This window comes from Streptomyces sp. NPDC058646 (assembly GCF_042716875.1).
Classification (GTDB): domain Bacteria; phylum Actinomycetota; class Actinomycetes; order Streptomycetales; family Streptomycetaceae; genus Streptomyces.
This window is the reverse complement of record NZ_JBHXRK010000023.1, coordinates 63,171-87,099: the sequence shown is the minus strand read 5'-3', so window position 1 is coordinate 87,099 and position 23,929 is coordinate 63,171. Positions and strand designations below refer to the sequence as shown.

The window sequence follows — 23,929 nt, the reverse complement described above, 5'->3', positions numbered from 1 at the left end:
CGCTCGCGTACGCCTGTCGGCGTGCGGCGATGATCGCAGGCGGGCGGGGATCAGCGAAGGGGGCGGTGGACGTTCTTGCGGGTGGAGGGGCCGGGGGTGGCGTCGGCGATCCACGGGCCGTCGCCCGAGGGGTCGAGGACGCCTTCCTCCAGCCAGGTGTAGGTACCGGACAGGACGCCCTGGACCACCGTGCGGTCGAGGTCGTCGGTGTTGGTCCAGAGCCGTCCGAAGAGTTCCTCGACGCGGATCCGCGACTGCCGGCAGAAGGCGTCGGCCAGCTGGTAGGCCTCGCGGCCGTGGTCGCCGGTGGCCCGCAGGTGCTCGGCGCGGACGCAGGCGGCGCTCATCGCGAAGAGTTCCGCGCCGATGTCGACGATCCGGCCGAGGAAGCCCTGCTTGGTCTCCATGCGGCCCTGCCAGCGCGACATGGCGTAGAAGGTGGACCGGGCCAGTTTGCGGGCGCTGCGCTCCACGTAGCGCAGGTGGGTGGCCAGGTCCGGGTGACCGCCGGGGTGGAACTCCCGGTAGGTGCCCGGCAGCTGGCCCGCGCCGGTGGCCAGTTTCGGCAGCCAGCGGGCGTAGAAGCCGGCCGCGCGGGCGCCCGCCTTCGCCTTGTCGCCCAGGTCCTTCTCGGGGTCGATGAGGTCTCCGGCGACCGACAGGTGGGCGTCGACGGCCTCGCGTGCGATCAGCAGGTGCATGATCTCCGTGGAGCCCTCGAAGATCCGGTTGATGCGCAGGTCGCGGAGCATCTGCTCGGCGGGGACGGCCCGTTCGCCGCGCGCCGCGAGGGACTCGGCGGTCTCGAAGCCGCGGCCGCCGCGGATCTGGACGAGCTCGTCGGCCATCAGGCAGGCCATCTCGGAGCCGTACAGCTTGGCGAGGGCCGCCTCGATGCGGATGTCGTTGCGGTCCTCGTCGGCCATCTGGGAGGCGAGGTCCACGACGGCTTCCAGGGCGAAGGTGGTGGCGGCGATGAAGGAGATCTTGGCGCCGACCGCCTCGTGCTTCGCGACCGGCCTGCCCCACTGCTCGCGGACGCCGGACCACTCGCGGGCGATCTTCAGGCACCACTTCCCCGCGCCGACGCACATGGCGGGCAGCGACAGCCTGCCGGTGTTGAGGGTGGTCAGGGCGATCTTCAGCCCGGCCCCCTCGGCGCCGATCCGCTGGGCGGCGGGGACCCGTACCTGGTGGAAGCGGGTCACGCCGTTCTCCAGGCCGCGCAGGCCCATGAAGGCGTTGCGGTGCTCGACGGTGATCCCCGGCGAGTCGGCCTCCACGACGAAGGCGGTGATCCCGCCCCGGTGGTTCTCGCTCCTGGGCACCCGGGCCATGACGACGAGGAGGTCGGCGACGACCCCGTTGGTGGTCCACAGCTTCACGCCGTCGAGGACGTACGCGTCCTCCCCGTCGGGGACCGCCGTGGTGGCCAGGCGCGCCGGGTCGGAGCCCACGTCGGGCTCGGTGAGCAGGAAGGCGCTGATGGCGGTGGTGGCGCACCGGGGCAGGTAGGCGTCCTTCTGCTCCTGGGTCCCGAACATCTTCAGCGGCTGGGGCACGCCGATCGACTGGTGGGCGGAGAGCAGGGCGCCGATGGCGGGGCTGACCGAGCCGACGAGGGCGAGCGCCTTGTTGTAGTAGACCTGGGTGAGGCCGAGGCCCCCGTACTTGGGGTCGATCTTCATGCCGAGGGCGCCCAGCTCCTTGAGCCCGCGCACCGTCTCGTCGGGGATCTTCGCCTCGCGCTCGATGAGGGCCCCGTCGATCGAGGTCTCGCAGAACTCCCGCAGCCGGGCCAGGAAGGCCTCGCCGCGCCGGACGTCCTCCTCCGCGGGGAGGGGGTGGGGGTGGATCAGGTCGAGCCGGAACCGTCCCAGGAACAGTTCCTTGGCGAAGCTGGGCTTGCGCCAGTCCTGTTCCCGGGCCGCTTCCGCGACCTGCCGTGCCTCGCGCTCGGTCACCTTGGGCTGCGTGCCGGGCTGTACGGGCTGTGCGGGCTGTGTTGCGGACATGAGGGGGCTCACCTCGCCGCCGGAGTCGGTGGTACCGGCCTGCCGGCCGGTGCTGCCTGTCAGTCGTACCCGTTCTGGGCGAGGTGGAAAAGGGGGACGGCCGGAGCCCCCGCACAGTAGGCTCCGGCCGTCGGCTTTTTGGCCGTACGAGATCAGATGTCGAGGCCGGTCAGGACCAGGACTCGCTCGTACGTGTAGTCGTCCATCGCGTAGCGGACACCCTCGCGGCCCACACCGGACTGCTTGACGCCGCCGTACGGCATCTGGTCGGCGCGGTAGGACGGCGCGTCACCGATGATCACACCGCCGACCTCGAGCTCGCGGTGCGCGCGGAAGGCGACCTGGATGTCACGGGTGAAGACGCCGGTCTGCAGACCGAACTTCGAGTCGTTGACGGCGGCGAAGGCCTCGTCGGTGTTCTCGACCTTCGTCAGCGTCAGGACCGGTCCGAAGACCTCCTCGGTGGCGAGCTTGACGCCCGCCGGGACCTCCGCGAGGACGGTGGGCTCGTACGAGGCGCCCTCGCGCTTGCCGCCGGTGAGCAGCTTGGCTCCGGCGGAGACCGCCTCGTCCACCCAGGACTCGACGCGCTGGGCGGCGGCCTCGGAGACGAGCGGGCCGACGTCGGTGGCCGCGTCGGAGGGGTCACCGGTGACCTGCGCCTGGACCTTGGCGACGACCTTCTCGACGAGGCGGTCGTAGACGGTCGCGTCGGCGATCACGCGCTGCACGGAGATGCAGGACTGGCCGGCCTGGTAGTTCGAGAAGGTCGCGATACGGGTCGCGGCCCAGTCGAGGTCGGCCTCGGAGGCCCAGTCGTCCAGGACCACGGCCGCGGCGTTGCCGCCGAGCTCCAGGGTGCAGTGCTTGTGGGGCACCGACTGCTGGATGGCGTAGCCGACGGTGTCGGAGCCGGTGAAGGAGATGACGGGGAGGCGCTCGTCCTTGACCAGGGCGGGCATCTTGTCGTTCGCGACCGGCAGGACCGACCAGGAGCCCACCGGGAGGTCGGTCTCGGCGAGCAGCTCGCCCAGGATCAGCCCGGAGAGAGGGGTGGCCGGGGCCGGCTTGAGGATGATCGGCGCGCCGACGGCGATGGCCGGGGCCACCTTGTGGGCGCACAGGTTCAGCGGGAAGTTGAACGGCGCGATGCCGAGGACCGGCCCCTTGACGAAGCGGCGCGTGAGGGCGAGACGGCCGACGCCGCCGGCGTCGGTGTCGAGGCGCTGGGCCTCTCCGCCGTTGAAGCGGCGGGCCTCCTCGGCGGCGAAGCGGAACACGGACACCGCACGGCCGACCTCACCGCGCGCCCACTTGACCGGCTTGCCGTTCTCGGCGGAGATCAGCTGGGCGATCTCCTCGGTGCGCTCGGCGAGCCGCTTGGACACGTGGTCCAGGGCGGCGGCCCGTACGTGGGCGGGGGTCGCGGAGAACTCCGCCGTCACGGCGTACGCCGCGGCCACAGCCTCTTCGACCTGCGCGTCGGTGGGCACGCTGACCGTGCCGACCAGGCGGCCGTCCCACGGGGAGTGGACGTCGAAGCTGTCCTCGCCGGTGGCCTGGCGGCCGGCGAGCCAGAAGGCGTGGGTGGAAGTCATGCGAATCCCGGCCCTTCGGAGTGTGCTGGCGGTACCTCCCAGCGGTGGCTGGGGGCGGGTCCTTGTCCCCTCCACCGTAGGACTCCGCCGGGGATTCGGCGTTTGTCCGGCGTGTAGTACACGCCGTCCGCGCCGCGCCGGTTTGTCAGTGTCGTGCCCGGCGGCGCCGGTGCCCCGGGCGGCGGACCGCTCAGCCGGGGGTGGAGGCGGCCTTCAGGGCGAGCCACAGCTCCATGCGGACGTCCGGGTCGTCGAGCGAGCGGCCCAGGATCTCCTCGACCCGCTTCATCCGGTAGCGCAGGGTGTGCCGGTGGACGCCGAGGTCGGCCGCGGCCGCGTCCCACTGGCCGTGGCGGGAGAGCCACGCCTGCAAGGAGGCCACCAGGTCGCCCCGGCCCACCGCGTCGTGTTCGCGCAGGGCCCGCAGCGTGCCGTCCGCGAAGGCGCGTACGGCCTCGTCGGCCAGCAGGGGCAGGACGGAGCCGGCTGCCATCTCCTCGTGCTCGACCAGCGGCCGGCCGCGGCGCCGGGCCACCGCCAGGGCCTGGTCGGCCTGCTTCATGGCCGCCGCCACGCCCGGGGGCCCGGCGGGGGCGGACAGGCCGACCACCAGCTCGTCCGGTTCCGGCCCGGTGGCCTCGCGCCCGCGCCGCGACTCCAGCGCCTCCGCGTGGTCCGCGCAGGCGTGTACGGCCGAGCCCCCGTCTGCGGCCAGGACCACGAGCCGGCCGGGCTCGGGCACCACCAGCAGCGCCTCGCCGGTGCGGGCGGCCGCCGACTCCACCGCGTCGGCGAGCAGCGCCAGCCCCTCGGGCTGGGCCGTGCCCGCCAGCGCCGGTTCGGCCACGATCAGCCGGAACGGCGCCTCCAGCAGGGCCCCGTACAGATCCCCGGCCACGGCCCGGGCGTGCTCGGCCTCGCCGGCGAGGAGCATCCGCAGCACGGCCGCGCCCAGCCGGGACTCGGCGTCGTGCAGGGACCGCGAGCGCTCGGTGGTCAGGGTGAGCAGGGCCACCGCGGAGTGCACGGCGTACCGCTCGGCCGTGCCCAGCGGGGCCCCGGTGCCCACGGCGAGCGCGCCCCGCGCCCGGCGGCCGGTGCCCAGCGACTGGAGCTCGACCCGGTCGTCGGAGCCGCCGACCACGGCGCTGGCGGGCGCGGGCCGCTCCCGCAGCCGCTCCACGTCGGGGGTGAGGCGGGCGGCCCGCCGGGCGGCCCAGTCGGGGGCGGCCGCGACGACCGCGCCGGAGGTGTCGTACAGCGCGGCCCAGCCGTGCACGTGCGCCGCCAGCCGCGCCACCAGGTCGGCGGGCCCGTCGGCGGACAGGGCGGCCCGGGTCAGTTCCCGCTGCGCCTCGAAGCCGGCGGTCACGGCCCGGTACTGGTCCGCGGCGAGGGCCGCGGAGACGGCCTTGCTGATCGCGAGGAAGGGGGTGCGGCGCGGCACCTCCAGCAGGGGCAGGTCCTCGGCCCGGGCGGCCTGGACCAGCGCCTCCGGGACCGCCTCGTAGTTGACGCCGATCGCGAAGCCGATGCCGACGACCCCCGCCGCGGCGAGGCGGCGTACGTACCGGCGCATCTCCTCGGGGTCCTCGGCGTCCAGCTTCATGGCGGTGATCAGCAGCAGTTCCCCGCCCTCCATGTACGGGACGGGGTCGGCCAGCTCGCTGACGTGGGCCCAGCGCACCGGGGTGTCGAGGCGGCTCTCCCCCGCCCGGACGCTGAGCTTGAGCGCCGAGTGCTGGACGAGCGAGGCGAGGGTGAGCGGCATCGGTTACCAGGGGCCTTAGCGGGAGGGGGCGGCGGGACGGCGGAGGTGCAGGAGGCGCCGGAGGTGCTGGAAGTGCTGAGGTGCTGGAGGTCGGGGAGGAGCAAGCGCCAGCCGTCTGCGCTTTTCGCCGTGACGTATGAACGGCTCCCCTCGATTCTGCCACCCCGTACGGGTCGGGGCTGTCCGGGGCCGCCCCCGGCTCAGATCGTCCCGGTCAGCTCGACGAGCAGCGGAGCGGCCCGTTCCCCGCGGATCGAGGTCAGCGACAGCACGGCGTGCCCGGGCGGCACGGCGTGCGCCAGGTCGGAGGCGGACCAGCGCTCCCGTTCCACCTGCCGCACGGTGACCGCGTCCGTGGTCACCGCCTTGCCCGTGACGAGCTTGCGGAAGGCGTGGATGGCCCGGGTCAGCGGCTGGTCGGCGAAGACGGTCCGGTGCGTGACGTCCCGCGTCTCCACCCATTCGGTGCCCCAGGCCTCCGCGAAGCGCTTGCCGTCCCAGGTGGTGACCCCCGAGAAGGCCATCCGGCAGCCGACGGCACCGAGCAGGGGCGTCCGCAGGGCTTCCGGTACGTCGTCCAGCGTGCGCAGCGTCAGCAGGACGCCCGCGTTCGCCGAACGCAGCCGCTGCACGCCCCGGACGGTCTCCGGGGTCAGGGTGTGCGAGGCGTCGTCGATGGCGAGGAAGGCGAAGAGGGAGCGGTCGGTGCGGGCCGCGGCCGCGGCGTTGAACTGGGCGAGCAGCAGCCGGGCCAGCATGCGGGAGGCGTCGGCGTGGCCGCGCTCCGGCAGGTCGACGCGGACCCGGATCGGGTGTTCCAGGGCGCGCAGCGAGAAGGGGCGTCCCCGGCCGGTGCCCTCGACGTCGCCCACGTGGAAGAACGCGGCGAAGGCGGGCCGGTCGAGCAGGGCCACCCGGTCGGCGAGAGCCGGTCCGGGGTCGGCGGCGGTGCCGTGCTGGCGCTCCCGCGCGTCGAGCTCGCGCAGCATGGAGAGCTGCCCGGCGTCCTCCAGGGCGCGCCGCAGCCCCGCGAGGGAGGGCGGGACCCGGTCGAGCAGTTCGCGCAGCTCGGGCACGGCGGGGAAGCGGCCGTAAGCGGCGCGGAACGGCCCGAGCAGCTGGGCGAGGGCGGTCGCGGCGCGGCGTACGTCGACGCCCGGGAGGTCTCCGACGAAGGCCTCGGCCAGCAGGGTGGCCGCCTCGTCGGGGTCGGTGGTGCCGCCGTAGAGGTCGAGGTCGTAGACGGAGGCCGGGTCCCCGACGCGGACCACGACGTCGTAGGCGGAGTCCGGGCCGAGCCGGGCCCCGGCCGCGCCGACGGCCACGACGGCGGCCTGGCCGGCGAGCGCCTGCAGGGCGAGGGACTCCACGACGGGCCGTACCAGCCGGGAGGTCTTGCCGGTGCCGGAGGGACCGACGGCCAGCAGGGAGGTGCCCAGGACGTCGGGGTCCAGGGCCAGGCCGGTGCCGCGGCGGGCGTAGGGGTTCCGCGCCCCGTCCACGGCGGAGCCCAGCAGCACCTGGCGGGCCAGCAGGTCGTGCCGGGCGGCCCGGGCGGGCAGGTCCCGGTCCCCGGAGGGGTGGACGCAGGCGCCGGCGCCCTTGTCCCGGACGGCCTCGGCGAAGGCCCGCAGCCGTGCGGGGTCGACGCGCACGGACTCCCAGGCGCGCCGGATCCGCGCGTAGTCCACGTCGTTCATCCGCCCGGCAGCGATCTCCCCACCCAGCCTCTCGGCCACCTCCCCGAGCCCGGCGGCCCGCACCTGCGGCCATCCGGCGGGGTCCTCGACGTGCTGGCCTGGCTGTTCCGTGGCGGGGTGGGCCGCCCCCTGGGCAGAGCCGCGCGGGCCCCGCCCGTCGGCCAGTCGGAGGAAGAGGTAGACGACGGGCCCGTACAGCACCACGTACAGCAGCAGGTTCACCACGAGCCCGACCACCGGGCTCAGCTCACGGAAGGGAACGTACCCGAAGACCAGAGGGTCCGCGGGGAGGGTCTTCGTCGAGATCAGCATCGCCACGAAGAGGGCCACGAACGCCGCGCCCGCGACGCGGGGTCCGCCACCGTGCGCCGCGACGAGACGTCCGAAGGCCAGGCCCCAGGAGCCAAGCCGACTGAACCAGAAGACCAGCGCCCCCGTCAGCAGCAGCTCATAGGCCTGGATGGCTGCCATACCCCGGCGGTCGGCGGCTCCACCGCCGAACGACCACCAGTCCCGAGGGGTGAAGAGCTTCAAAGGAAGGTCGGCGTAGGGGATGTAGTTGTTGGTCAGCAGGGACCAGGCCAGTACGCACGCCAGGAACGAGATGACCGCTCCGGTCAGCAGCGATCGGTCGGTGACAGACTCCGCCTCCTCGCCCTCCCTGGGCTTGTGGCGGAACCTCCAGACGCCCGGCTCCGCCTGCGGGCGCGGGGCGCGCAGCCAGTCCGCCAGCGACGGCCCGACGGCCGGCGCGTGGGCGGGCTTCGGCGGGGCGGAGCCGGGCACGGGCGGCGGAGGAGACGCGGCCGGCGGGTCGGCGGGCCTCGGGACGTGGCCTGCGCGGGTGGTCCGTGCGTCGTGCGTGCCCTCGGTGTCCATGAAACCCCTGCCCCCTGACCGTGCCGTGCGCTGCGGCGCTCAATCTAGTGCCCGGTGCCCGGCGGCAGGGCCCCCGGCGGGGCACTGTCCACAAGACAGGCGCCCGGCCTTCCTATGGCCGTCACGGACAAGGACACGCGGGCACCACTCCCGAACGGAGCATGCAGTACCCCCTCCCCCGGGCCTAGCCTGCGGACAAAGACACAAGTGCGTCCGAAAACACCCCCCAGGAGCCCTCTATGACCGCTGTCCCGCAGGAGCGCCGCATCGTCACCGCGATCCCCGGCCCCAAGTCGCAGGAGCTGCAGGCCCGCCGCCTCGAGACGGTGGCCGGCGGCGTGGGCTCCGTGCTCCCCGTCTTCACGGCCCGCGCGGGCGGCGGCATCATCGAGGACGTCGACGGCAACCGCCTGATCGACTTCGGCTCCGGCATCGCCGTGACCTCGGTCGGCGCCTCCGCCGAGGCCGTCGTGCGCCGCGCCTCCGCGCAGCTCGCGGACTTCACGCACACCTGTTTCATGGTCACGCCGTACGAGGGCTACGTCGAGGTCTGCGAGGCCCTCGCCGAGCTGACCCCGGGCGACCACGCGAAGAAGTCGGCGCTGTTCAACTCCGGTGCCGAGGCCGTCGAGAACGCCGTCAAGATCGCCCGTTCGTACACCAAGCGCCAGGCGGTCGTCGTCTTCGACCACGGCTACCACGGCCGTACCAACCTGACGATGGCGCTGACCGCGAAGAACATGCCGTACAAGCAGGGCTTCGGGCCGTTCGCCCCCGAGGTCTACCGCGTCCCGGTCGCCTACGGCTACCGCTGGCCCACCGGTGCCGAGAACTGCGGCCCCGAGGCCGCCGCCCAGGCGATCGACCAGATCACCAAGCAGATCGGCGCCGACAACGTCGCCGCGATCATCATCGAGCCGGTCCTCGGCGAGGGCGGCTTCATCGAGCCGGCCAAGGGCTTCCTGCCGGCGATCGTGAAGTTCGCCAACGACAACGGCATCGTCTTCGTCGCCGACGAGATCCAGTCCGGCTTCTGCCGCACCGGCCAGTGGTTCGCGTGCGAGGACGAGGGCATCGTCCCCGACCTGATCACCACCGCCAAGGGCATCGCGGGCGGCCTGCCGCTCGCCGCCGTGACCGGCCGCGCCGAGATCATGGACTCCGCGCACGCGGGTGGCCTGGGCGGCACCTACGGCGGCAACCCGGTGGCCTGCGCCGGTGCGCTCGGTTCCATCGAGACCATGAAGGAGCTCGACCTCAACGCCGCGGCGAAGAAGATCGAGTCCGTCATGAAGGCCCGCCTGACGGCCATGCAGGAGAAGTACGACATCATCGGCGACATCCGCGGCCGCGGCGCCATGATCGCGATCGAGCTGGTCAAGGACCCTGCGTCCAAGACCCCGTTCCCGGAGGCGGCCGGCGCCCTCGCCAAGGCCTGCCACGCCGAGGGCCTGCTCGTCCTCACCTGCGGCACCTACGGCAACGTGCTCCGCTTCCTCCCGCCGATCGTCATCGGCGAGGACCTGCTGAACGAGGGCCTGGACATCATCGAGGCCGCGTTCGCGGGCATCTGAGCGAACGGGTAGAACACCCGCTCGCGGCGCGCCGCCTCTACCACCGGTAACGGGCGGGCGCTGTGAAGAGAGTGTGGGGGGCCGATGGCGGGAACGCGATCCTGCTGTCGGTCCCTCTTTCGCTGCCGTACGGTTTCTGCAGATGAGTGAGACACCCCGCTCCCGGGAGACCGGGGGCGACACCAGTACCGGGCTTCCCCAGCGCCGCACTGGGCCTGCGTTCGCGCACACTCCTCACCGATCGGACGGTCGTCGGCCCCAAACCCCCCGGGGCGGACGGCGACCCGATCCGGGCGGCCGTCCCGGAACCATCCCCCCTGTTCCGGGACGGCCGGCCATCCTCCCGGCGGCGTTCTGCCTGCTGGCCCTCTCCCTGATCACCTGGCAGGTCCTGGTCACGGGCCCCCTGCTGACCGCCGACGAGCGCCTCAGCCGCGCCCTGGTGCGCAGCGCGCCCGACGCGGTCACCGAACGCCTCGCGGACCTCGGGAACATCCCGGTCGCCGTGCCCGTCCTCGTCCTGGCCATGGCGTACGCGGCCTGGCGCGGCGACCGGCGCGGTGCCCTGGCGGCGGGGCTGGCCATGGCCCTGGTGCCGGCCCTGGTCGTGCCGCTCAAGGCGTGGACCGCCCGGCCGGGGCCGCTGGAGCCCTGGGCGGCCGGCTACTACCCGTCGGGCCACACGGCCACCGCTGTCGTCGCCTACGCGGGGGCGGCGCTGCTCGTCTCCCCGTACACCCGCCGGAACTGGCCTGCGGCCGTAGCCCTCGCGCTGACGGGGGCTACGGCCGCGGGGCTGGTGCTGCGAGGTTTCCACTGGCCCTCGGACGTCGTGGCCAGCTTGTTCCTGTGCGTGCCGCTGCTGCTGTCGGTGCGGTGGTTCAGCCGCCGAAGTAGCCGTCGAAGTTCCGGCTGAACTCCCAGCCGCCGAAGCGGTCCCAGTTGATCGACCAGGTCATCAGGCCGCGCAGGGCGGGCCAGGTGCCGTGGGTCCGGTAGCCGCCGCAGTCGGTGTTCTTCGTCAGGCAGTTCAGGGCCTTGTTCACCTCGGCGGGCGGGGTGTGGCCGTTGCCCGCGTTCGTCGTGGCCGGGAGCCCGATGGCGATCTGCCCGGGTCGCAGCGGCGGGAAGACCCGGGAGGTGTTGCCCGCGACCGGGAAGCCGGTGAGCAGCATGTCGTTCATGGCGATGTGGAAGTCGGCGCCGCCCATGGAGTGGTACTGGTTGTCGAGGCCCATGATCGGGCCCGAGTTGTAGTCCTGGACGTGGAGCAGGGTGAGGTCGTCGCGCAGGGCGTGGATGACGGGGAGGTAGGCGCCCGCGCGCGGATCCTGGCCGCCCCAGGGGCCTGAGCCGTAGAACTGGTAGCCGAGCTGGACGAAGAAGGTCTCCGGGGCCATGGTCAGGACGAAGTCCGGGCCGTACCTGGCCTTCAGGGTCTTCACGGCCGAGATCAGGTTGACGACGACCGGGGTGGTGGGGGCGCGGAAGTCGGTGTCGCCGGTGGCCAGGGAGAGGGAGTGCCCCTCGAAGTCGATGTCCAGGCCGTCGAGCCCGTACTCGTCGATGATCTTGCTGACGGAGGAGACGAAGGTGTCGCGGGCGGCCGTGGTGGCGAGCTGGACCTGTCCGTTCTGGCCGCCGATCGAGATCAGCACCTTCTTGCCCGCCGCCTGCTTGTCCCTGACGGCCGCCTTGAACTCCGCCGGGGTCTCGGCTTCGGGGCATTCGGCCACGGGGCAGAGCTGGAAGCGGATGTCGCCCGAGGTCACCGAGGTGGGTTCGCCGAAGGCGAGGTTGATGACGTCCCAGGAGGCGGGGACGTCGGCCATCCGGACGTAGCCCGAGCCGTTGGCGAAGCTCGTGTGCAGGTAGCCGACCAGGGCGTGCGCCGGGAGGCCGCCGCCCGGGTCACCTGGGTCACCAGGGCTGCTCGCCGTGGTCGCGGGGACGGTCGCGCTCCTGGGGGACTCGCCCGCCGCGTTCACCGCGCTGACCTGGAAGGCATAGGTCGTGGCGGCGGCCAGGCCGGTCACCGTCGCGGTGGTGCCGGTGACGGTGAGCGGCGCGACGCCGTCCCGGTGGACCCTGTACGAGGTGGCGCCGGGGGACGCCGTCCAGGAGAGGCCGACGCTGCTCACCGTGGCGCCGGAGGCGGTCAGGCCGGTGGGGGCCGCCGGCGGCCGGGGCCGCCCGGGTCGGGGCCGACCAGGCTGAGGTCGTCGGTGAAGTGGGCGGGCCGGCCGTACCAGCCGTGGGTCCAGACGGTCACCGAGGTGGTGGCCGGGCCGGTGCGGAAGCTGGTGGTCAGCTGCTTCCACGCGCCCGGGCTCTGCGTCCAGGTCGACACGTCGGTGGTACCGGTCCCGGCCGCACCGAGGTAGACGTGGTCGCCCTGCACCCAGGCGCCGAGGGTGTAGGCGGAGTCCGGTGCGACGGTGACGGTCTGGGAGCAGCGGGCGTTGTCCTGGCCGGCCGGGGTGGCCCGGAGGGCCGAACTCCCTCCGTGGACGGGCGTGGTGACGGGGGCTCCGCTGCCGCCCGAGCAGTTCCAGCCGTCGAGGCCGGCCTCGAAGCCGCCGTTGCGCACGAGGTCGGCGTCGGCCGCCGCGGCGGGCGGTCCCGCGGCGAGGAATCCGGCCGCCGCCAGGGCGGCGGCCGTAAGGAGGGACCAGGCTCTGCGCACAACTGCCTCCGGGGCGTGGGGGGATGGAGGGGGTCAGCGGCGCCCAACATGGTCCAGACCAATGCCCTTGTCAAGACGTCCGGCCCTCCTCCGCCAGCACCCGCGCGGCCGCCTCGTGCAGGGCGAGCTCCAGTACGGCCGGGTCGGTGAGCGTCCCCCACGCGTCCGGGAGCACCACCCAGCGCACCCCGCCGGTCGCCCGGCCGGGGTACGGGACCACGATCCAGCTCCCGCGGCCGGCTCCCCGTACGCCGGTGCCGATCCAGCCTGAGGCCGTCCCCGCCGGTACGAAGAAGCCCAGCCGGGAGTCGCCGAAGTCGGCGAGCACCGGGCCGGGCCGGTCGAGGAGCAGGTACAGCACGTCGAGGGTGGCCTGCCCGAGGCCCCCGGGCAGGATCAGCACGTCCCAGCGCCGGCCGGCGGGCAGCAGGGCGACCCCGTGGGGGTTGCGCTCCCACTCCCACCGGCAGGCTTCGGGATCCGGCGCCGCCGTCACCAGCCATTCCACTGCCACCCTGGCTTCCGGGTCGGTCATCGCCCGGCCTCCGTTCGTCTCGCGCTCCGGTGAAGGGTTCTCACCGGGAGAGAGCGGGTCCGGGGGCGGCTATGACGCGGGTTCCGTTACTCCGTGGCAGTGAATCGGGTCACACGGTGATCGACGGGAGGGCGCCCGGCGTGCGGGCGCCGGACAGGGGAGGAACCGGACAGGGGATGAACGGGTCGGCGGATGAACGGGTCAGCTGTCGAATCCGAGGCCGAGGCGGTCCAGGGTCCTGAGCCACAGGTTCCGCCGCCCCCCGTGGGTGTCGGCGCGGGCCAGGGACCACTTGGTCAGGGTGATCCCGGTCCAGGCGAACGGCTCCGGCGGGAAGGGCATCGGCTTGGACCGCACCATCTCCAGCCGGGTGCGTTCGGTGTCGAGGCCGTCGAGCAGGTCCAGCATCACGTCCGCGCCGAAGCGGGTGGCGCCGACCCCGAGCCCCGTGTAGCCGGCCGCGTAGGCCACCTTCCCGGAGTGCGCGGTGCCGAAGAAGGCCGAGAAGCGCGAGCAGGTGTCGATGGCCCCGCCCCAGGCGTGGCTGAACTTCACGCCCTCCAGCTGCGGGAACGCGGTGAAGAAGTGCTCCGCGAGCGTGAGGTAGGTCTCGGGGCGGTGGTCGTACTCGGAGTCGAGCTTCCCCCGGTAGGGGTAGACGGCGTCGTAACCGCCCCACAGGATCCGGTGGTCGGGGGTGATGCGGAAGTAGTGGAACTGGTTGGCGCTGTCGCCCAGGCCCTGCCGGTTCTTCCAGCCGACGGCGGCGAGCTGCTCCTCGGTCAGCGGTTCGGTCATCAGCGCGTAGTCGTAGACCGGCACGGTGAACGGGCGGATGCGGCGGACCAGCGACGGGAAGATGTTGGTGCCCAGCGCGACCCGGCGGGCGAGGATCGTCCCGTACGGGGTCTGCACGGTCATCCCGCGGCCCGCGGAGGCCAGCTTGAGGCCGCGGGTGTTCTCGTAGATCCGCACCCCGAGGTCGAGGCAGGCCTGCTTCAGGCCCCAGGCCAGCTTCGCCGGGTTGAGCATGGCGACGCCGTCGCGGTCCCACAGGCCCGCGAGGAAGGTCGGGGAGTCGACCTCGGCGCGCAGGGCCTCGCCCTCCAGCCACTCGGAGCCGCCGGCGAGGCCGAGGCGCCGGGCCTCCTCGTGGAGTTCGCGCAGCTCCTCCACCTGGTGGGGTTCGGTGGCGACGTCGATCTCGCCGGTGCGCTCGAAGTCGCAGTCGATGCCGTAGCGGGCGACGGCCTCCTCGATGGCGTCGAGGTTGCGGGCGCCCATGTCCTCCAGCCGGGCGAGTTCGTCCGGCCAGCGGGACAGCCCGTTGGCGAACCCGTGGGTGAGGGAGGCGGCGCAGAAGCCGCCGTTGCGGCCGGAGGCGGCCCAGCCCGCCTCCTTGCTCTCGATCAGCACGACGTCCCGGCCGGGGTCGCGCTCCTTGGCCAGCAGCGCGGTCCACAGGCCGCTGTAGCCGGCCCCGATCACCAGCAGGTCGCACCGCTCGTCGGTGGTGAGCGCCGGCTGCGCGGCGGGCTTGCCGGGGTCGTCCAGCCAGTACGGGACCGGCTTCGCTTCGGAAAGGGATTTCGCAACACTACGCATGGCGACTGGGGCCATGGCTTCCAACTCCCTACAGGGGTCTACTTCGGTTGTGCCTTCTTGCGGCGGTTGCCGGCCATCTGGCCGGCGAGGACCACCAGCACCGCGATGACGAACATCGCCGTGCCGATGACGTTGATCTGCACGGGCGTACCGCGCTGGGCCGATCCCCACACGAACATGGGGAAGGTGACGGTGTTGCCCGAGTTGAAGTTGGTGATGATGAAGTCGTCGAAGGAGAGCGCGAAGGAGAGCAGCGCGCCCGCCGCGATGCCCGGGGCGGCGATCGGCAGGGTGACGCGTACGAAGGTCTGCACCGGCCCCGCGTAGAGGTCGCGGGCGGCCTCCTCCAGCCGGGGGTCCATGGACAGGACCCGCGCCTTGACGGCGGCGACGACGAAGCTGAGGCAGAACATGATGTGGGCGATCAGGATCGTCCAGAAGCCCAGCTGGATGCCCATGTTGAGGAAGAGCGCCAGCAGCGAGGCCGCCATCACGATCTCGGGCATGGCCATGGGCAGGAAGATCAGCGAGTTGACCGCGCCGCGCGCCCGGAAGCGGTAGCGGACGAGCGCGAAGGCGATCGCGGTGCCCAGAGCGGTCGCGGCCAGGGTGGACCACAGGGCGATCTGGAGCGAGAGCGAGAGGGAGCCGCACAGGTCGGCGACCCCGCAGGGGTCCTTCCACGCGTCGAGCGAGAACTCCTGCCAGGCGTAGTTGAACCGCCCCGAGGGGTTGTTGAAGGAGAAGACGGTCACGACGAGGTTCGGCAGGATCATGTACGCGAGCGTGCCGAGGCCCGCGATGACGACCAGGTTGCGCCGGATCCAGGCCAGTGGGCTGCGCGTGATGGGCTTGGACACTAGACCAGGTCCTCCGTCCCCGCTCGGCGGATGTAGATGGTGACCATGATCAGCACGATCGCCATGAGGATGAAGGACAGCGCGGCCGCCGTCGGGTAGTCGAGGATCCGCAGGTACTGCGACTGGATGACGTTGCCGATCATCCGGGTGTCCGTCGAACCGAGCAGCTCGGCGTTGACGTAGTCGCCGCTCGCCGGGATGAACGTGAGCAGCGTCCCGGAGACCACGCCCGGCATGGACAGCGGGAAGGTGACCTTCCGGAAGACCGTGGCGGGGCGGGCGTACAGGTCCCCGGCGGCCTCGTGGAGGCGGGTGTCGATGCGCTCCAGCGAGGAGTACAGCGGCAGGATCATGAAGGGCAGGAAGTTGTACGTCAGACCGCAGACGACCGCGAGCGGTGTGGCCAGCACCCGGTCCCCCTGGGTCATGCCGAGCCAGCTCGTGACGTCGAGGAAGCCGATGCTGTTCAGCACCGCGACCACCGGGCCGCCGTCGGCCAGGATCGTCTTCCAGGCGAGGGTGCGGATCAGGAAGCTGGTGAAGAACGGGGCGATGACCAGTACCAGCAGCAGGTTGCGCCAGCGGCCCGCCTTGAAGGCGATCAGGTAGGCCAGCGGGTAGCCGAGGAGCAGGCACAGCGCGGTGGCGGTGCCCGCGTACAGCAGGGAGCGCAGGAACTGCGGGTAGTACTCGGTGAAGGCGTCCCAGTAGGTCTGGAAGTGCCAGGTGACCTGGAAGCCCTCTTCGAGGGAGCCGGTCTGCACCGAGGTGGAGGCCTGGTAGACCATCGGCAGGACGAAGAAGACCAGCAGCCACAGGATGCCGGGCAGCAGCAGCCAGTACGGGACCAGCCGCTTGCGCAGGGCCGGCTTGTGGACCGGGGGTTCGGCGGGGGCGGGCGCCTGGGGCGGCGCGGCTGTCACGGTCACGCGGACTCCTCGACCGTCTCGATGCCCGCGTCGATGTCCTGGGCCGCGTCGAGGCCGAAGCTGTGCTCCGGGTTCCAGTGCAGGATCACCTCGGCGCCCGGGACGAGCCGGGCGTCCCGCTCGATGTTCTGCGCGTACACCTCCAGCTCGGGGCAGACCGGGCTGTCGATGACGTACTGGGTGGAGACGCCGATGAACGAGGAGGCGGCGATGCGTCCGGGGATCTTGTTGCGGCCCGCCGCGAGGGTGTGCTCCTCGTCGGCGTGGACCAGGGAGATCTTCTCCGGGCGGACCCCGACCAGCAGCTTCCCGCCGGTGGAAGGGGTGGTCGCACAGCGGCCCGCGGGCAGCCGCAGCGTCGTGCCGGAGGCGGAGACCACCACCTCGGAGCCGGCGGACTCCACCGCGGCCTCGATCAGGTTCGAGGTGCCGAGGAAGTTGGCGACGAAGGTGGTGCCCGGGTTCTCGTACAGCTCGGCCGGGGCCCCCAGCTGCTCGACGCGGCCGCCGTTCATCACGGCGACCGTGTCGGCCATCGTCATGGCCTCCTCCTGGTCGTGCGTGACGTGCACGAAGGTGATGCCGACCTCGGTCTGGATCCGCTTGAGCTCCAGCTGCATCTGGCGGCGCAGCTTGAGGTCGAGGGCGCCCAGCGGCTCGTCGAGGAGAAGCACCTGCGGGTGGTTGATCAGGGCCCGGGCGACGGCGACGCGCTGCTGCTGGCCGCCGGAGAGCTGGTGCGGCCGGCGCTGGGCGAACTGGCCGAGCTGGACCAGCTCCAGCATGTCGTCGACCTGCTTCTTGACGGACTTGATGCCGCGCCGGCGCAGCCCGAAGGCGACGTTCTCGTAGATGCTCAGGTGCGGGAAGAGCGCGTAGCTCTGGAAGACCGTGTTGACCGGGCGCTTGTACGGCGGCAGGTCGGTGACCTCCCGGTCGCCGAGGTGGACCGTGCCGGTGGAGGGCTCCTCCAGTCCGGCGATCATGCGCAGGGTGGTGGTCTTCCCGCAGCCGGAGGCGCCGAGCAGGGCGAAGAAGGAGCCCTGGGGGATGGTCAGGTCCAGCGGGTGCACGGCGGTGAAGGTGCCGTAGTGCTTGCTGATCCCGGTGAGGCGGACGTCGCCGCCCGCGGTCTTGTCAGTCATGGGTGGGTCCCGGGGGTGGTTGGGGAAGGGTCAAGGACTCGGTCGCCGGGGCGGGCCGGGCGCTGCGCGGCGGGCGCCGGCCCGGAGCAGGTCTCCGGACGGGCGCCGGCCGGGCGCCGGGCGGGAGGCGCCGGGCGCTGTCGCGCCGGGCAGCGCTAGGCACCGATGAGCTTGGCGAACTTCTCTTCGTACGCCGTCTCTTCCTCGCTGCTCAGGGAGCGGAAGGCGCGGGCCTTGGCGGCCATCGCCTTGTCCGGGACGATCAGCGGGTTGTCCGCGAGCGCGGGGTCGATCTTGGCCAGCTCCTCCTTGACGCCCTCGACCGGGCACACGTAGCTGATGAAGGCGGCCAGCTGCGCGGCGATCGGGGGCTCGTAGTAGAAGTCGATCAGTTTCTCCGCGTTGGCCTTGTGGCGGGCCTTGACCGGGATGAGCAGGTTGTCGCTGGAGGTGATGTAGCCGGGGGCGGGGATGGCGTACTGGATGTCCGGGTTGCCGGCCTGGAGCTGGATGACGTCGCCCGCCCAGGCCAGGCAGGCGGCGAGGTCGCCCTTGTCGAGGTCGGCCGTGTAGTCGTTGCCGGTGAAGCGGCGGATCTGCTTCGTGTCCACGCCCTTCTGGAGCCGGCCGATCGCCCCGTCGAAGTCGGCGGTGGTGAACTTCGCCGGGTCCTTGCCCTGGTCGAGCAGGGTCATGCCGACGCTGTCGCGCATCTCGGTGAGGAAGCCGACCCGGCCCTTGAGGGAGGGGTCGTCGAGCATCTGCGTGACGGAGTCGACCTTCTTCCCGTCGGTGGCCTTGGTGTTGTAGGCGATGACGGTGTCGATGCCGGTCCAGGGATAGCTGTAGGAGCGGCCCGGGTCCCAGTCGGGGGTGCGGAACTGCGGGATCAGGTTGGCGTAGGCGTGCGGCAGGTGGGAGGGGTCCAGCTTCTGCGCCCAGCCGAGCCGGATGATGCGGGCGGCGAGCCAGTCCGTGACGACGATCAGGTCGCGGCCCGTGTCCTGGCCCGCCGCGAGCTGCGGGCGGATCTTGCCGAAGAACTCGACGTTGTCGTTGATGTCCTCGGTGTACTTGACCTTGATGCCGGTCCGCTGGGTGAACTCGTCCAGCGTGGGGCGGGTCTTCTCGTCCTCGCTGGTGTCCATGTACTCGGTCCAGTTGGAGAAGTTGATCTCCTTCTCCTGCTCCGAGTGGTCGTCGGAGGCCACCGGCGTTCCGTCGCGCCTGGCGGGCGGGATGCCGCAGGCGGTCAGGGAGGACAGGCCTGCGACGGTGAGCGCTCCGACTCCGGAGGCGCGCAGCAGCGAGCGGCGGGTGAGGGCGCCGCGCCCGCTGGTGAGGCTGCGCCGCATCGCGGCGAGTTGCGCCGCCGAGAGGTGGTCGGGCTCGAACTGCTCCATGCGCGTTGCCCTTTCGGGATGGGTGCTGGCCGCTGGTCCGGCGGCAGGGTGGCTATCTGTCCCCGAAGATCGTGCGGTGCCAGTCCTTCGCGGCGACCGCCGTGTTGTCGTACATCACGTGCTTGACCTGCGTGTACTCCTCGAAGGAGTAGGCGCTCATGTCCTTCCCGAAGCCGCTCGCCTTGTAGCCGCCGTGGGGCATCTCGCTGATGATCGGAATGTGGTCGTTGACCCAGACGCAGCCCGCCTTGATCTCGCGGGTGGCCCGGTTCGCGCGGTACAGGTCCCGGCTCCAGGCGGAGGCGGCGAGTCCGTAGGGGGTGTCGTTGGCCAGCGCGATGCCCTCGTCGTCGGTGTCGAAGGGCAGGACGACCAGGACCGGGCCGAAGATCTCGGACTGGACCACCTCGCTGTCCTGCGCGGCGCCCGTGATGAGGGTGGGCCGGTAGTACGCGCCTGCGGCGAGTTCGCCGCCCGGGATCTCGCCGCCGGTGACCACGGTGGCGTAGCCGCGGGCCCGCTCGACGAAACCGGCGACCCGGTCGCGCTGGGCGTGCGAGACCAGCGGGCCGAGGTCAGTGCCGGGTGCGAAGGGGTCGCCCAGGCGCACGCTCTCCATCAGCTCGGCGACGCGGGCGACGAAGGCGTCGTGCAGGGGGCGCTGGACGTAGGCGCGGGTCGCGGCGGTGCAGTCCTGGCCGGTGTTGATCAGGGAGGCGGCGACGGCGCCGTGCGCGGCGGCCTCCAGGTCGGCGTCGTCGAAGACGAGGAAGGGGGCCTTGCCGCCGAGTTCGAGGTGGAGCCGCTTGACGGTGGCGGTGGCGATCTCGGCGACCCGCTTGCCGACGGCGGTGGAGCCGGTGAAGGAGGTCATGACCACGTCGGGATGGCCGACCAGGTGCTCCCCGGCCTCCCGGCCCGTGCCGGTGACGATGTTGACCACTCCGTCGGGCAGGCCGGCGTCCTTGGCGGCCTGCGCGAACATCAGGGAGGTCAGCGGGGTCAGCTCGGCGGGCTTGAGCACGACGGTGTTGCCCGCGGCGATGGCCGGGAGGATCTTCCAGGCGGCCATCTGGAGCGGATAGTTCCAGGGTGCGATGGACCCGACGACTCCGATGGCCTCGCGGCGCACGTAGGAGGTGTGGTCCCCGGAGTACTCCGCGGCCGCCTGCCCCTGGAGGTGGCGCGCAGCCCCGGCGAAGAAGGCCGTGTTGTCGACGGTCCCCGGCACGTCGAACTCCGTGGACAGCTTGATCGGCTTGCCGCACTGGAGCGACTCGGCGCCGGCGAAGTCCTCCGCCTGCTCGGCCAGTACGGCGGCCAGCCGGTGCAGGGCGTCCGAGCGCTCGCCGGGGGTGGCGCCGGACCAGCCCGGGAAGGCCCGTACGGCGGCGGCCACGGCCTCGTCGACGTCCGCGGTGCTCGCGAGCTCGTAGGTGAGGACCTCGTCCCCGGTGGCCGGGTCGACCACGGTGTGTGACCGGCCGGAGGTGCCGGGCCTCAGACGCCCGTCGATGTACTGCGCGCCGTCCGCGAAGCGGTCCTTGACCTGGAAGCGATTGCCCATCACGCTCTCACGCTCTCCGTAGCTACAGTTCGAGCTACAGCTCGAATTGAGTGCCGATCCTGGCAGAGGTGGTGCCCTCGGCCAAGTGATTCCGTTGTTGCCTTTTGATTACGCGACGGAATCGGTCGACCATGTGTCGAGGCACGCCCGAAATCCCGTACGAAGTGTCAGTGGCGACTGTCAGACTCGCGTGCATGGAAATGATCGACGACCTGATCAAGCAGGTCAGCCGCGGTGAGCGGGTGAAGTTCCTGCCGTTCTGGGGGCATCGCCCGCAGCCGGACGGCCGGCTCGGCCCCAGCTGCCTGAGCCAGTGGTGGCCGTCCGCTTTCACTGTCGGTGACGTCCGTTATGCCACGGCCGAGCACTGGATGATGGCCGGGAAGGCCCGGCTGTTCGGGGACCCCGAGGCGGAACGCGCCGCGCTGGAGGCGACGACTCCGGCGGCCGCGAAGAAGGCCGGGCGGCTCGTGCGCGGCTTCGACGACGCGGTCTGGGCGCGGGAGCGGTTCGCCCTCGTGGTCGAGGGCAGCGTGCACAAGTTCGGCTCCGACCCGGCGCTGCGGTCCTACCTGCTGTCCACCGGGAACAGGGTGCTGGTGGAGGCCAGCCCGATGGACCGGATCTGGGGCATCGGCCTGGCGGCCGACGACCAGCGTGCTCTGGACCCGGCCCGCTGGCGCGGTCTGAACCTGCTGGGCTTCGCCCTGATGGAGGCCCGGGAGCAGCTGCGCGAGGAGCTGCGCGAGGAGCTGCGCGAGGACCGCGCACGAGATGAAGAGGACGGCGCCTGAAGTAAATGCCTGGCGTCGGCGCGGCCCGGCCCCCTAACGTGATCCTTGTCCAGGTGCGCAGGTGAGACCTACTTCCACTGTTAATGGGGCGGCCGCGGGTTCGAGTCCCGTCACCGGCTTCGTGCCGGTGTAGCTCAGTCGGTAGAGCACCACGTGGTTTCGCCGAACCTGATCTCTGGACACTCGTCACGCACCTCCCGGTGCGCAGGCTGCGGCTCCTTCTTCCACGAAACCATGCCGCCGCCACCTTGATCTCGGGAGGCACGCGTGCGGGAGGCCCGGTGCGCAGGCAACGGTTACTTCACCGGGTTCAGCGGGTCGCGGGTTCGAGTCCCGCCCGGCTCCGGCCGGTAGCTCAGACGCGTAGAGCAGCTGACACAAGTCCGTCGCCGACTCCGATCTCGGGCCTCCCGCACGTCACGCCTCCCCCTGCTTCCTATGAATTCGGGGGGATTCACATGGCTCGTTTCAACCTGCTCCGCTCCAAGGCGGCGCCCGCATCGCCCACTTCGCCGACCTCGCCCGTCCGCTCCACCGGTGCCCGTGCGGCCAACCACCACGGCAGCCGGGGACACCTGCGCGATCCGCGATCCGAGCTGTTCCTGCTCGCCGTCGCCAACTTCGTGACGCAGCGGACCGCCTACGAGAGCGGCGAGGCCCGCGACGACCGCTTCGCGGCGCTCGTGCGCACCCTCGCCGTCGAGGACCCGCAGTGGACCGCCGGCCTGCTGGGCTGGCTGCGCGGGGAGGGCAACATGCGCACCGCCTCGCTGGTCGGAGCAGCCGAGTACGTCAAGGCGCGCCTCGACGCGGGTGCCACCGACGGGCCCTCGAACCGCCAGGTCGTGGACTCGGTACTGCGGCGCGCGGACGAGCCCGGCGAACTGCTGGCCTACTGGACGGCCACGTACGGGCGCAACGTGCCCAAGCCGGTCAAGCGAGGCATCGCCGACGCCGTGCGCAGGCTCTACAACGGCGCCTCGCTGCTGAAGTACGACTCCCCCTCGGGCCGGCGGGCATACCGCTTCGGTGACGTCCTCAACCTCGTGCACGCCTCCCCCGACCCGGCCAAGGCCTGGCAGGGCGAGCTGTTCCGGTACGCCCTCGACCGGCGGCACCACCCGGAGACCGCGCGGGTCCCGGAGGGCAACCGCACCCTCGTCGCCCACCGGGCCCTGATGGACCTGCCGGTGGAGGAGCGTCGGGCCGTGGTCGTCTCCCCCGAGGGCGCGGAGCGGTTCGCCGCGGCGGGCATGACCTGGGAGGCACTGGCCGGATGGCTCCAGGGCCCGATGGACGCGGCCGCCTGGGAGGCGGTCATCCCGTCCATGGGGCCGATGGCGCTGCTGCGCAACCTGCGCAACTTCGACGAGGCGGGGGTCTCGGACGCGGTCGCGGCCCAGGTGGCGGCGAAGGTCTCCGACCCGGAGGTCGTGGCCCGGTCCCGGCAGTTCCCCTTCCGCTACCTGGCCGCCTATCAGCACGCGCCCTCGCTGCGCTGGGCGTACCCGCTGGAACAGGCGCTCGGCCACTCGCTGGGCAACGTCCCGGCGCTGCCCGGGCGGACGCTGATCCTCGTCGACCGCTCGGGGTCCATGTGGAGCCCGCTCTCGGACCGCTCCCAGCTCAACCGGGCGGACGCGGCCGCGGTCTTCGGCGCGGCGCTGGCCCAGCGGGCCGAGCGCGCGGACCTCGTGCAGTTCGGTACGAAGAGCCACGCGGTTGCGTACCGGCGCGGCGAGTCCGTGCTGAAGGTGCTGGAGCGGTTCGGGGACCTCGGCGGCACCAACACCTCCGAGGCCGTCCGGCAGCACTTCAAGGGGCACGACCGGGTCCTGATCGTCACCGACGAGCAGGCCGACTACCACTACGGAGGCGACCCGACGGCCCGGGTGCCGGAGTCGGTCCCGGTCTACACCTGGAACCTGGCCGGCTACCGGGTGGGCCACGCGCCCTCGGGCTCGGCGAACCGGCACACCTTCGGCGGACTCACCGATGCGGCCTTCCGCATGGTGTCCCTGATCGAGGGCGGCCGGAACGCCGACTGGCCGTGGGCCGCCGGGGACCCGGCCGCTCAGACCCGCTCGTAGGACCGGGAGTTCGAGTAGGAGCTGCCGTCGTCGTAGTCGTGGGCGGGGTCGCTGTCCCAGTCGTCGAACCAGAACCCGGCGAGCATCGCGGTCGTGACCAGGGCGCCCAGGGCAAGGCCCACCGAGCCCGTGATGAGGCCGGCCAGCGCCATCCCGCCGTTGTCCGCCTCGCCACGGCTCGCCTTGCCGCGGCCCAGCACGCCGTAGACGATCGCCCCGATGCCCAGCGGGACCGCCAGGAAGGCGGTGATGCACCCGAACACCACGACCACGGCGAGGACGCCGAGGACGAGGGCGGTGATGCCGAAGCCGTTGCTCAGCGGGCGGCCGGCGTACGGGTAGGAGGCGTAACCGCCGGGGCCCGGATAGCCGGGCGGGCCGGGGTACCCCGCGTCGCCCGGGTATCCGTACCCCGGCTGGGCGGGCGGTGCGCCGGGGAAGCCGTAGCCGCCGGGGTCCGGCTGGGCCGGGTAGCCGTACGCGGCCGAGGCGGGCGGCTGCCCGGGGTTCGGATGCGCCGGGTCCGCATGCAGGGGCGGCGTGGCGGGAGCGCCGGAATCCGCCCCGGGTATCCCGGCGAGCGTCGGCTGGTCGTGCACGGACGGCGGACCTGACGCGGCCGGCGTGCCCCGACCCCCTGCGGGACGCTCGGGCGGTGCCCACGGGTCTCGCTGCTCGGGACTGTTCTCGCTCATGCGGCCCCCCTCTCTCCCGGCCATGCTAAGCGTTGGCGCCGACAGTCCCGGGCCTGCCTACGATGAGGCCGGACCACCCACAT

At 72.3% G+C, this 23,929-nt stretch carries 16 protein-coding genes, 1 tRNA gene and 1 pseudogene; 5 read left to right on the top strand and 13 right to left on the bottom strand.

The window, feature by feature from the left end; all coding sequences use genetic code 11:
• Positions 1-50: 50 nt before the first annotated feature.
• The 4 genes from ACFWUZ_RS26040 to ACFWUZ_RS26025 all read right to left on the bottom strand — a co-directional run bounded on the left by ACFWUZ_RS26040 (position 51) and on the right by ACFWUZ_RS26025 (position 7,963).
• On the bottom strand, positions 51-2,015 hold the full coding sequence (locus ACFWUZ_RS26040) for an acyl-CoA dehydrogenase family protein (RefSeq protein ID WP_384377536.1): 1,965 nt from the start codon (positions 2,013-2,015) through the stop codon (positions 51-53).
• A 152-nt stretch (positions 2,016-2,167) separates the two neighbouring features.
• On the bottom strand, positions 2,168-3,613 hold the full coding sequence (locus ACFWUZ_RS26035; RefSeq protein ID WP_384377533.1) for an aldehyde dehydrogenase family protein: 1,446 nt from the start codon (positions 3,611-3,613) through the stop codon (positions 2,168-2,170).
• Positions 3,614-3,803: 190 nt separating this feature from the next.
• A complete protein-coding gene (locus ACFWUZ_RS26030) occupies positions 3,804-5,384 on the bottom strand; it encodes a PucR family transcriptional regulator (protein WP_384377530.1) in 1,581 nt (526 codons plus the stop codon).
• Between the two features lie 200 nt (positions 5,385-5,584).
• Positions 5,585-7,963 (bottom strand): ATP/GTP-binding protein, encoded by a 2,379-nt coding sequence (locus tag ACFWUZ_RS26025; RefSeq protein ID WP_384377527.1) that lies wholly within the window; start codon positions 7,961-7,963, stop codon positions 5,585-5,587.
• A 239-nt stretch (positions 7,964-8,202) separates the two neighbouring features.
• Between ACFWUZ_RS26025 and gabT the strand changes: the two genes are divergently transcribed.
• Entirely contained in the window at positions 8,203-9,537 is a 1,335-nt protein-coding gene (gene gabT / locus ACFWUZ_RS26020) for a 4-aminobutyrate--2-oxoglutarate transaminase (protein ID WP_384377524.1), read from the top strand.
• Positions 9,538-9,679: 142 nt separating this feature from the next.
• Positions 9,680-10,453, top strand: coding sequence for a phosphatase PAP2 family protein (locus ACFWUZ_RS26015; protein ID WP_384377521.1), 774 nt, complete (start codon positions 9,680-9,682; stop codon positions 10,451-10,453).
• On the opposite strand, the pseudogene ACFWUZ_RS26010 reads toward ACFWUZ_RS26015, so the two are convergent.
• The 8 genes and pseudogenes from ACFWUZ_RS26010 to ACFWUZ_RS25975 form a co-directional block, all read right to left on the bottom strand.
• Positions 10,419-12,187, bottom strand: a pseudogene (locus ACFWUZ_RS26010) (chitinase). The gene ACFWUZ_RS26015 and the pseudogene ACFWUZ_RS26010 overlap by 35 nt on opposite strands.
• A gap of 106 nt (positions 12,188-12,293) precedes the next feature.
• Complete coding sequence (locus ACFWUZ_RS26005; protein ID WP_384377518.1) at positions 12,294-12,758, bottom strand: hypothetical protein; 465 nt, start codon at positions 12,756-12,758, stop codon at positions 12,294-12,296.
• A gap of 201 nt (positions 12,759-12,959) precedes the next feature.
• Positions 12,960-14,378: an NAD(P)/FAD-dependent oxidoreductase gene (locus ACFWUZ_RS26000; protein ID WP_384377515.1), complete on the bottom strand. Its 1,419-nt coding sequence runs from the start codon at positions 14,376-14,378 to the stop codon at positions 12,960-12,962.
• A gap of 23 nt (positions 14,379-14,401) precedes the next feature.
• Positions 14,402-15,139, bottom strand: coding sequence for an ABC transporter permease (locus tag ACFWUZ_RS25995; protein WP_384377665.1), 738 nt, complete (start codon positions 15,137-15,139; stop codon positions 14,402-14,404).
• Between the two features lie 83 nt (positions 15,140-15,222).
• Entirely contained in the window at positions 15,223-16,152 is a 930-nt protein-coding gene (locus ACFWUZ_RS25990) for an ABC transporter permease (RefSeq protein WP_384377512.1), read from the bottom strand.
• Entirely contained in the window at positions 16,149-17,297 is a 1,149-nt protein-coding gene (locus ACFWUZ_RS25985) for an ABC transporter ATP-binding protein (protein WP_384377509.1), read from the bottom strand. Before ACFWUZ_RS25985 ends, ACFWUZ_RS25990 begins: the two co-directional genes overlap by 4 nt.
• A gap of 155 nt (positions 17,298-17,452) precedes the next feature.
• Positions 17,453-18,700 (bottom strand): spermidine/putrescine ABC transporter substrate-binding protein, encoded by a 1,248-nt coding sequence (locus ACFWUZ_RS25980; RefSeq protein WP_384377506.1) that lies wholly within the window; start codon positions 18,698-18,700, stop codon positions 17,453-17,455.
• Between the two features lie 52 nt (positions 18,701-18,752).
• On the bottom strand, positions 18,753-20,267 hold the full coding sequence (locus ACFWUZ_RS25975; protein ID WP_384377662.1) for a gamma-aminobutyraldehyde dehydrogenase: 1,515 nt from the start codon (positions 20,265-20,267) through the stop codon (positions 18,753-18,755).
• A gap of 194 nt (positions 20,268-20,461) precedes the next feature.
• Between ACFWUZ_RS25975 and ACFWUZ_RS25970 the strand changes: the two genes are divergently transcribed.
• From ACFWUZ_RS25970 to ACFWUZ_RS25960, 3 genes are all read left to right on the top strand, one after another.
• Positions 20,462-21,061: an NADAR family protein gene (locus ACFWUZ_RS25970; RefSeq protein WP_384377503.1), complete on the top strand. Its 600-nt coding sequence runs from the start codon at positions 20,462-20,464 to the stop codon at positions 21,059-21,061.
• 57 nt (positions 21,062-21,118) lie between these two features.
• Positions 21,119-21,180: transfer RNA gene (locus ACFWUZ_RS25965), tRNA-Ser, on the top strand.
• 339 nt (positions 21,181-21,519) lie between these two features.
• Entirely contained in the window at positions 21,520-23,151 is a 1,632-nt protein-coding gene (locus ACFWUZ_RS25960; protein ID WP_384377500.1) for a TROVE domain-containing protein, read from the top strand.
• On the opposite strand, the gene ACFWUZ_RS25955 is transcribed toward ACFWUZ_RS25960, so the two are convergent.
• Entirely contained in the window at positions 23,136-23,750 is a 615-nt protein-coding gene (locus ACFWUZ_RS25955; protein WP_384377497.1) for a DUF4190 domain-containing protein, read from the bottom strand. The two genes, ACFWUZ_RS25960 and ACFWUZ_RS25955, sit on opposite strands and share 16 nt — an antisense overlap.
• Between the last annotated feature and the right edge of the window lie 179 nt (positions 23,751-23,929).

Coding starts and splice junctions, on each gene's coding strand:
- ACFWUZ_RS26035 (WP_384377533.1), bottom strand. CDS start 3,613: ATGACTTCCACCCACGCCTTCTGGCTCGCCGGCCGCCAGGCCACCGGC.
- gabT (WP_384377524.1), top strand. CDS start 8,203: ATGACCGCTGTCCCGCAGGAGCGCCGCATCGTCACCGCGATCCCCGGC.
- ACFWUZ_RS25985 (WP_384377509.1), bottom strand. CDS start 17,297: ATGACTGACAAGACCGCGGGCGGCGACGTCCGCCTCACCGGGATCAGC.
- ACFWUZ_RS26030 (WP_384377530.1), bottom strand. CDS start 5,384: ATGCCGCTCACCCTCGCCTCGCTCGTCCAGCACTCGGCGCTCAAGCTC.
- ACFWUZ_RS25975 (WP_384377662.1), bottom strand. CDS start 20,267: ATGGGCAATCGCTTCCAGGTCAAGGACCGCTTCGCGGACGGCGCGCAG.
- ACFWUZ_RS25960 (WP_384377500.1), top strand. CDS start 21,520: ATGGCTCGTTTCAACCTGCTCCGCTCCAAGGCGGCGCCCGCATCGCCC.
- ACFWUZ_RS25970 (WP_384377503.1), top strand. CDS start 20,462: ATGGAAATGATCGACGACCTGATCAAGCAGGTCAGCCGCGGTGAGCGG.
- ACFWUZ_RS26015 (WP_384377521.1), top strand. CDS start 9,680: ATGAGTGAGACACCCCGCTCCCGGGAGACCGGGGGCGACACCAGTACC.
- ACFWUZ_RS25980 (WP_384377506.1), bottom strand. CDS start 18,700: ATGGAGCAGTTCGAGCCCGACCACCTCTCGGCGGCGCAACTCGCCGCG.
- ACFWUZ_RS26025 (WP_384377527.1), bottom strand. CDS start 7,963: ATGGACACCGAGGGCACGCACGACGCACGGACCACCCGCGCAGGCCAC.
- ACFWUZ_RS26005 (WP_384377518.1), bottom strand. CDS start 12,758: ATGACCGACCCGGAAGCCAGGGTGGCAGTGGAATGGCTGGTGACGGCG.
- ACFWUZ_RS26000 (WP_384377515.1), bottom strand. CDS start 14,378: ATGGCCCCAGTCGCCATGCGTAGTGTTGCGAAATCCCTTTCCGAAGCG.
- ACFWUZ_RS25995 (WP_384377665.1), bottom strand. CDS start 15,139: ATGATCCTGCCGAACCTCGTCGTGACCGTCTTCTCCTTCAACAACCCC.
- ACFWUZ_RS26040 (WP_384377536.1), bottom strand. CDS start 2,015: ATGTCCGCAACACAGCCCGCACAGCCCGTACAGCCCGGCACGCAGCCC.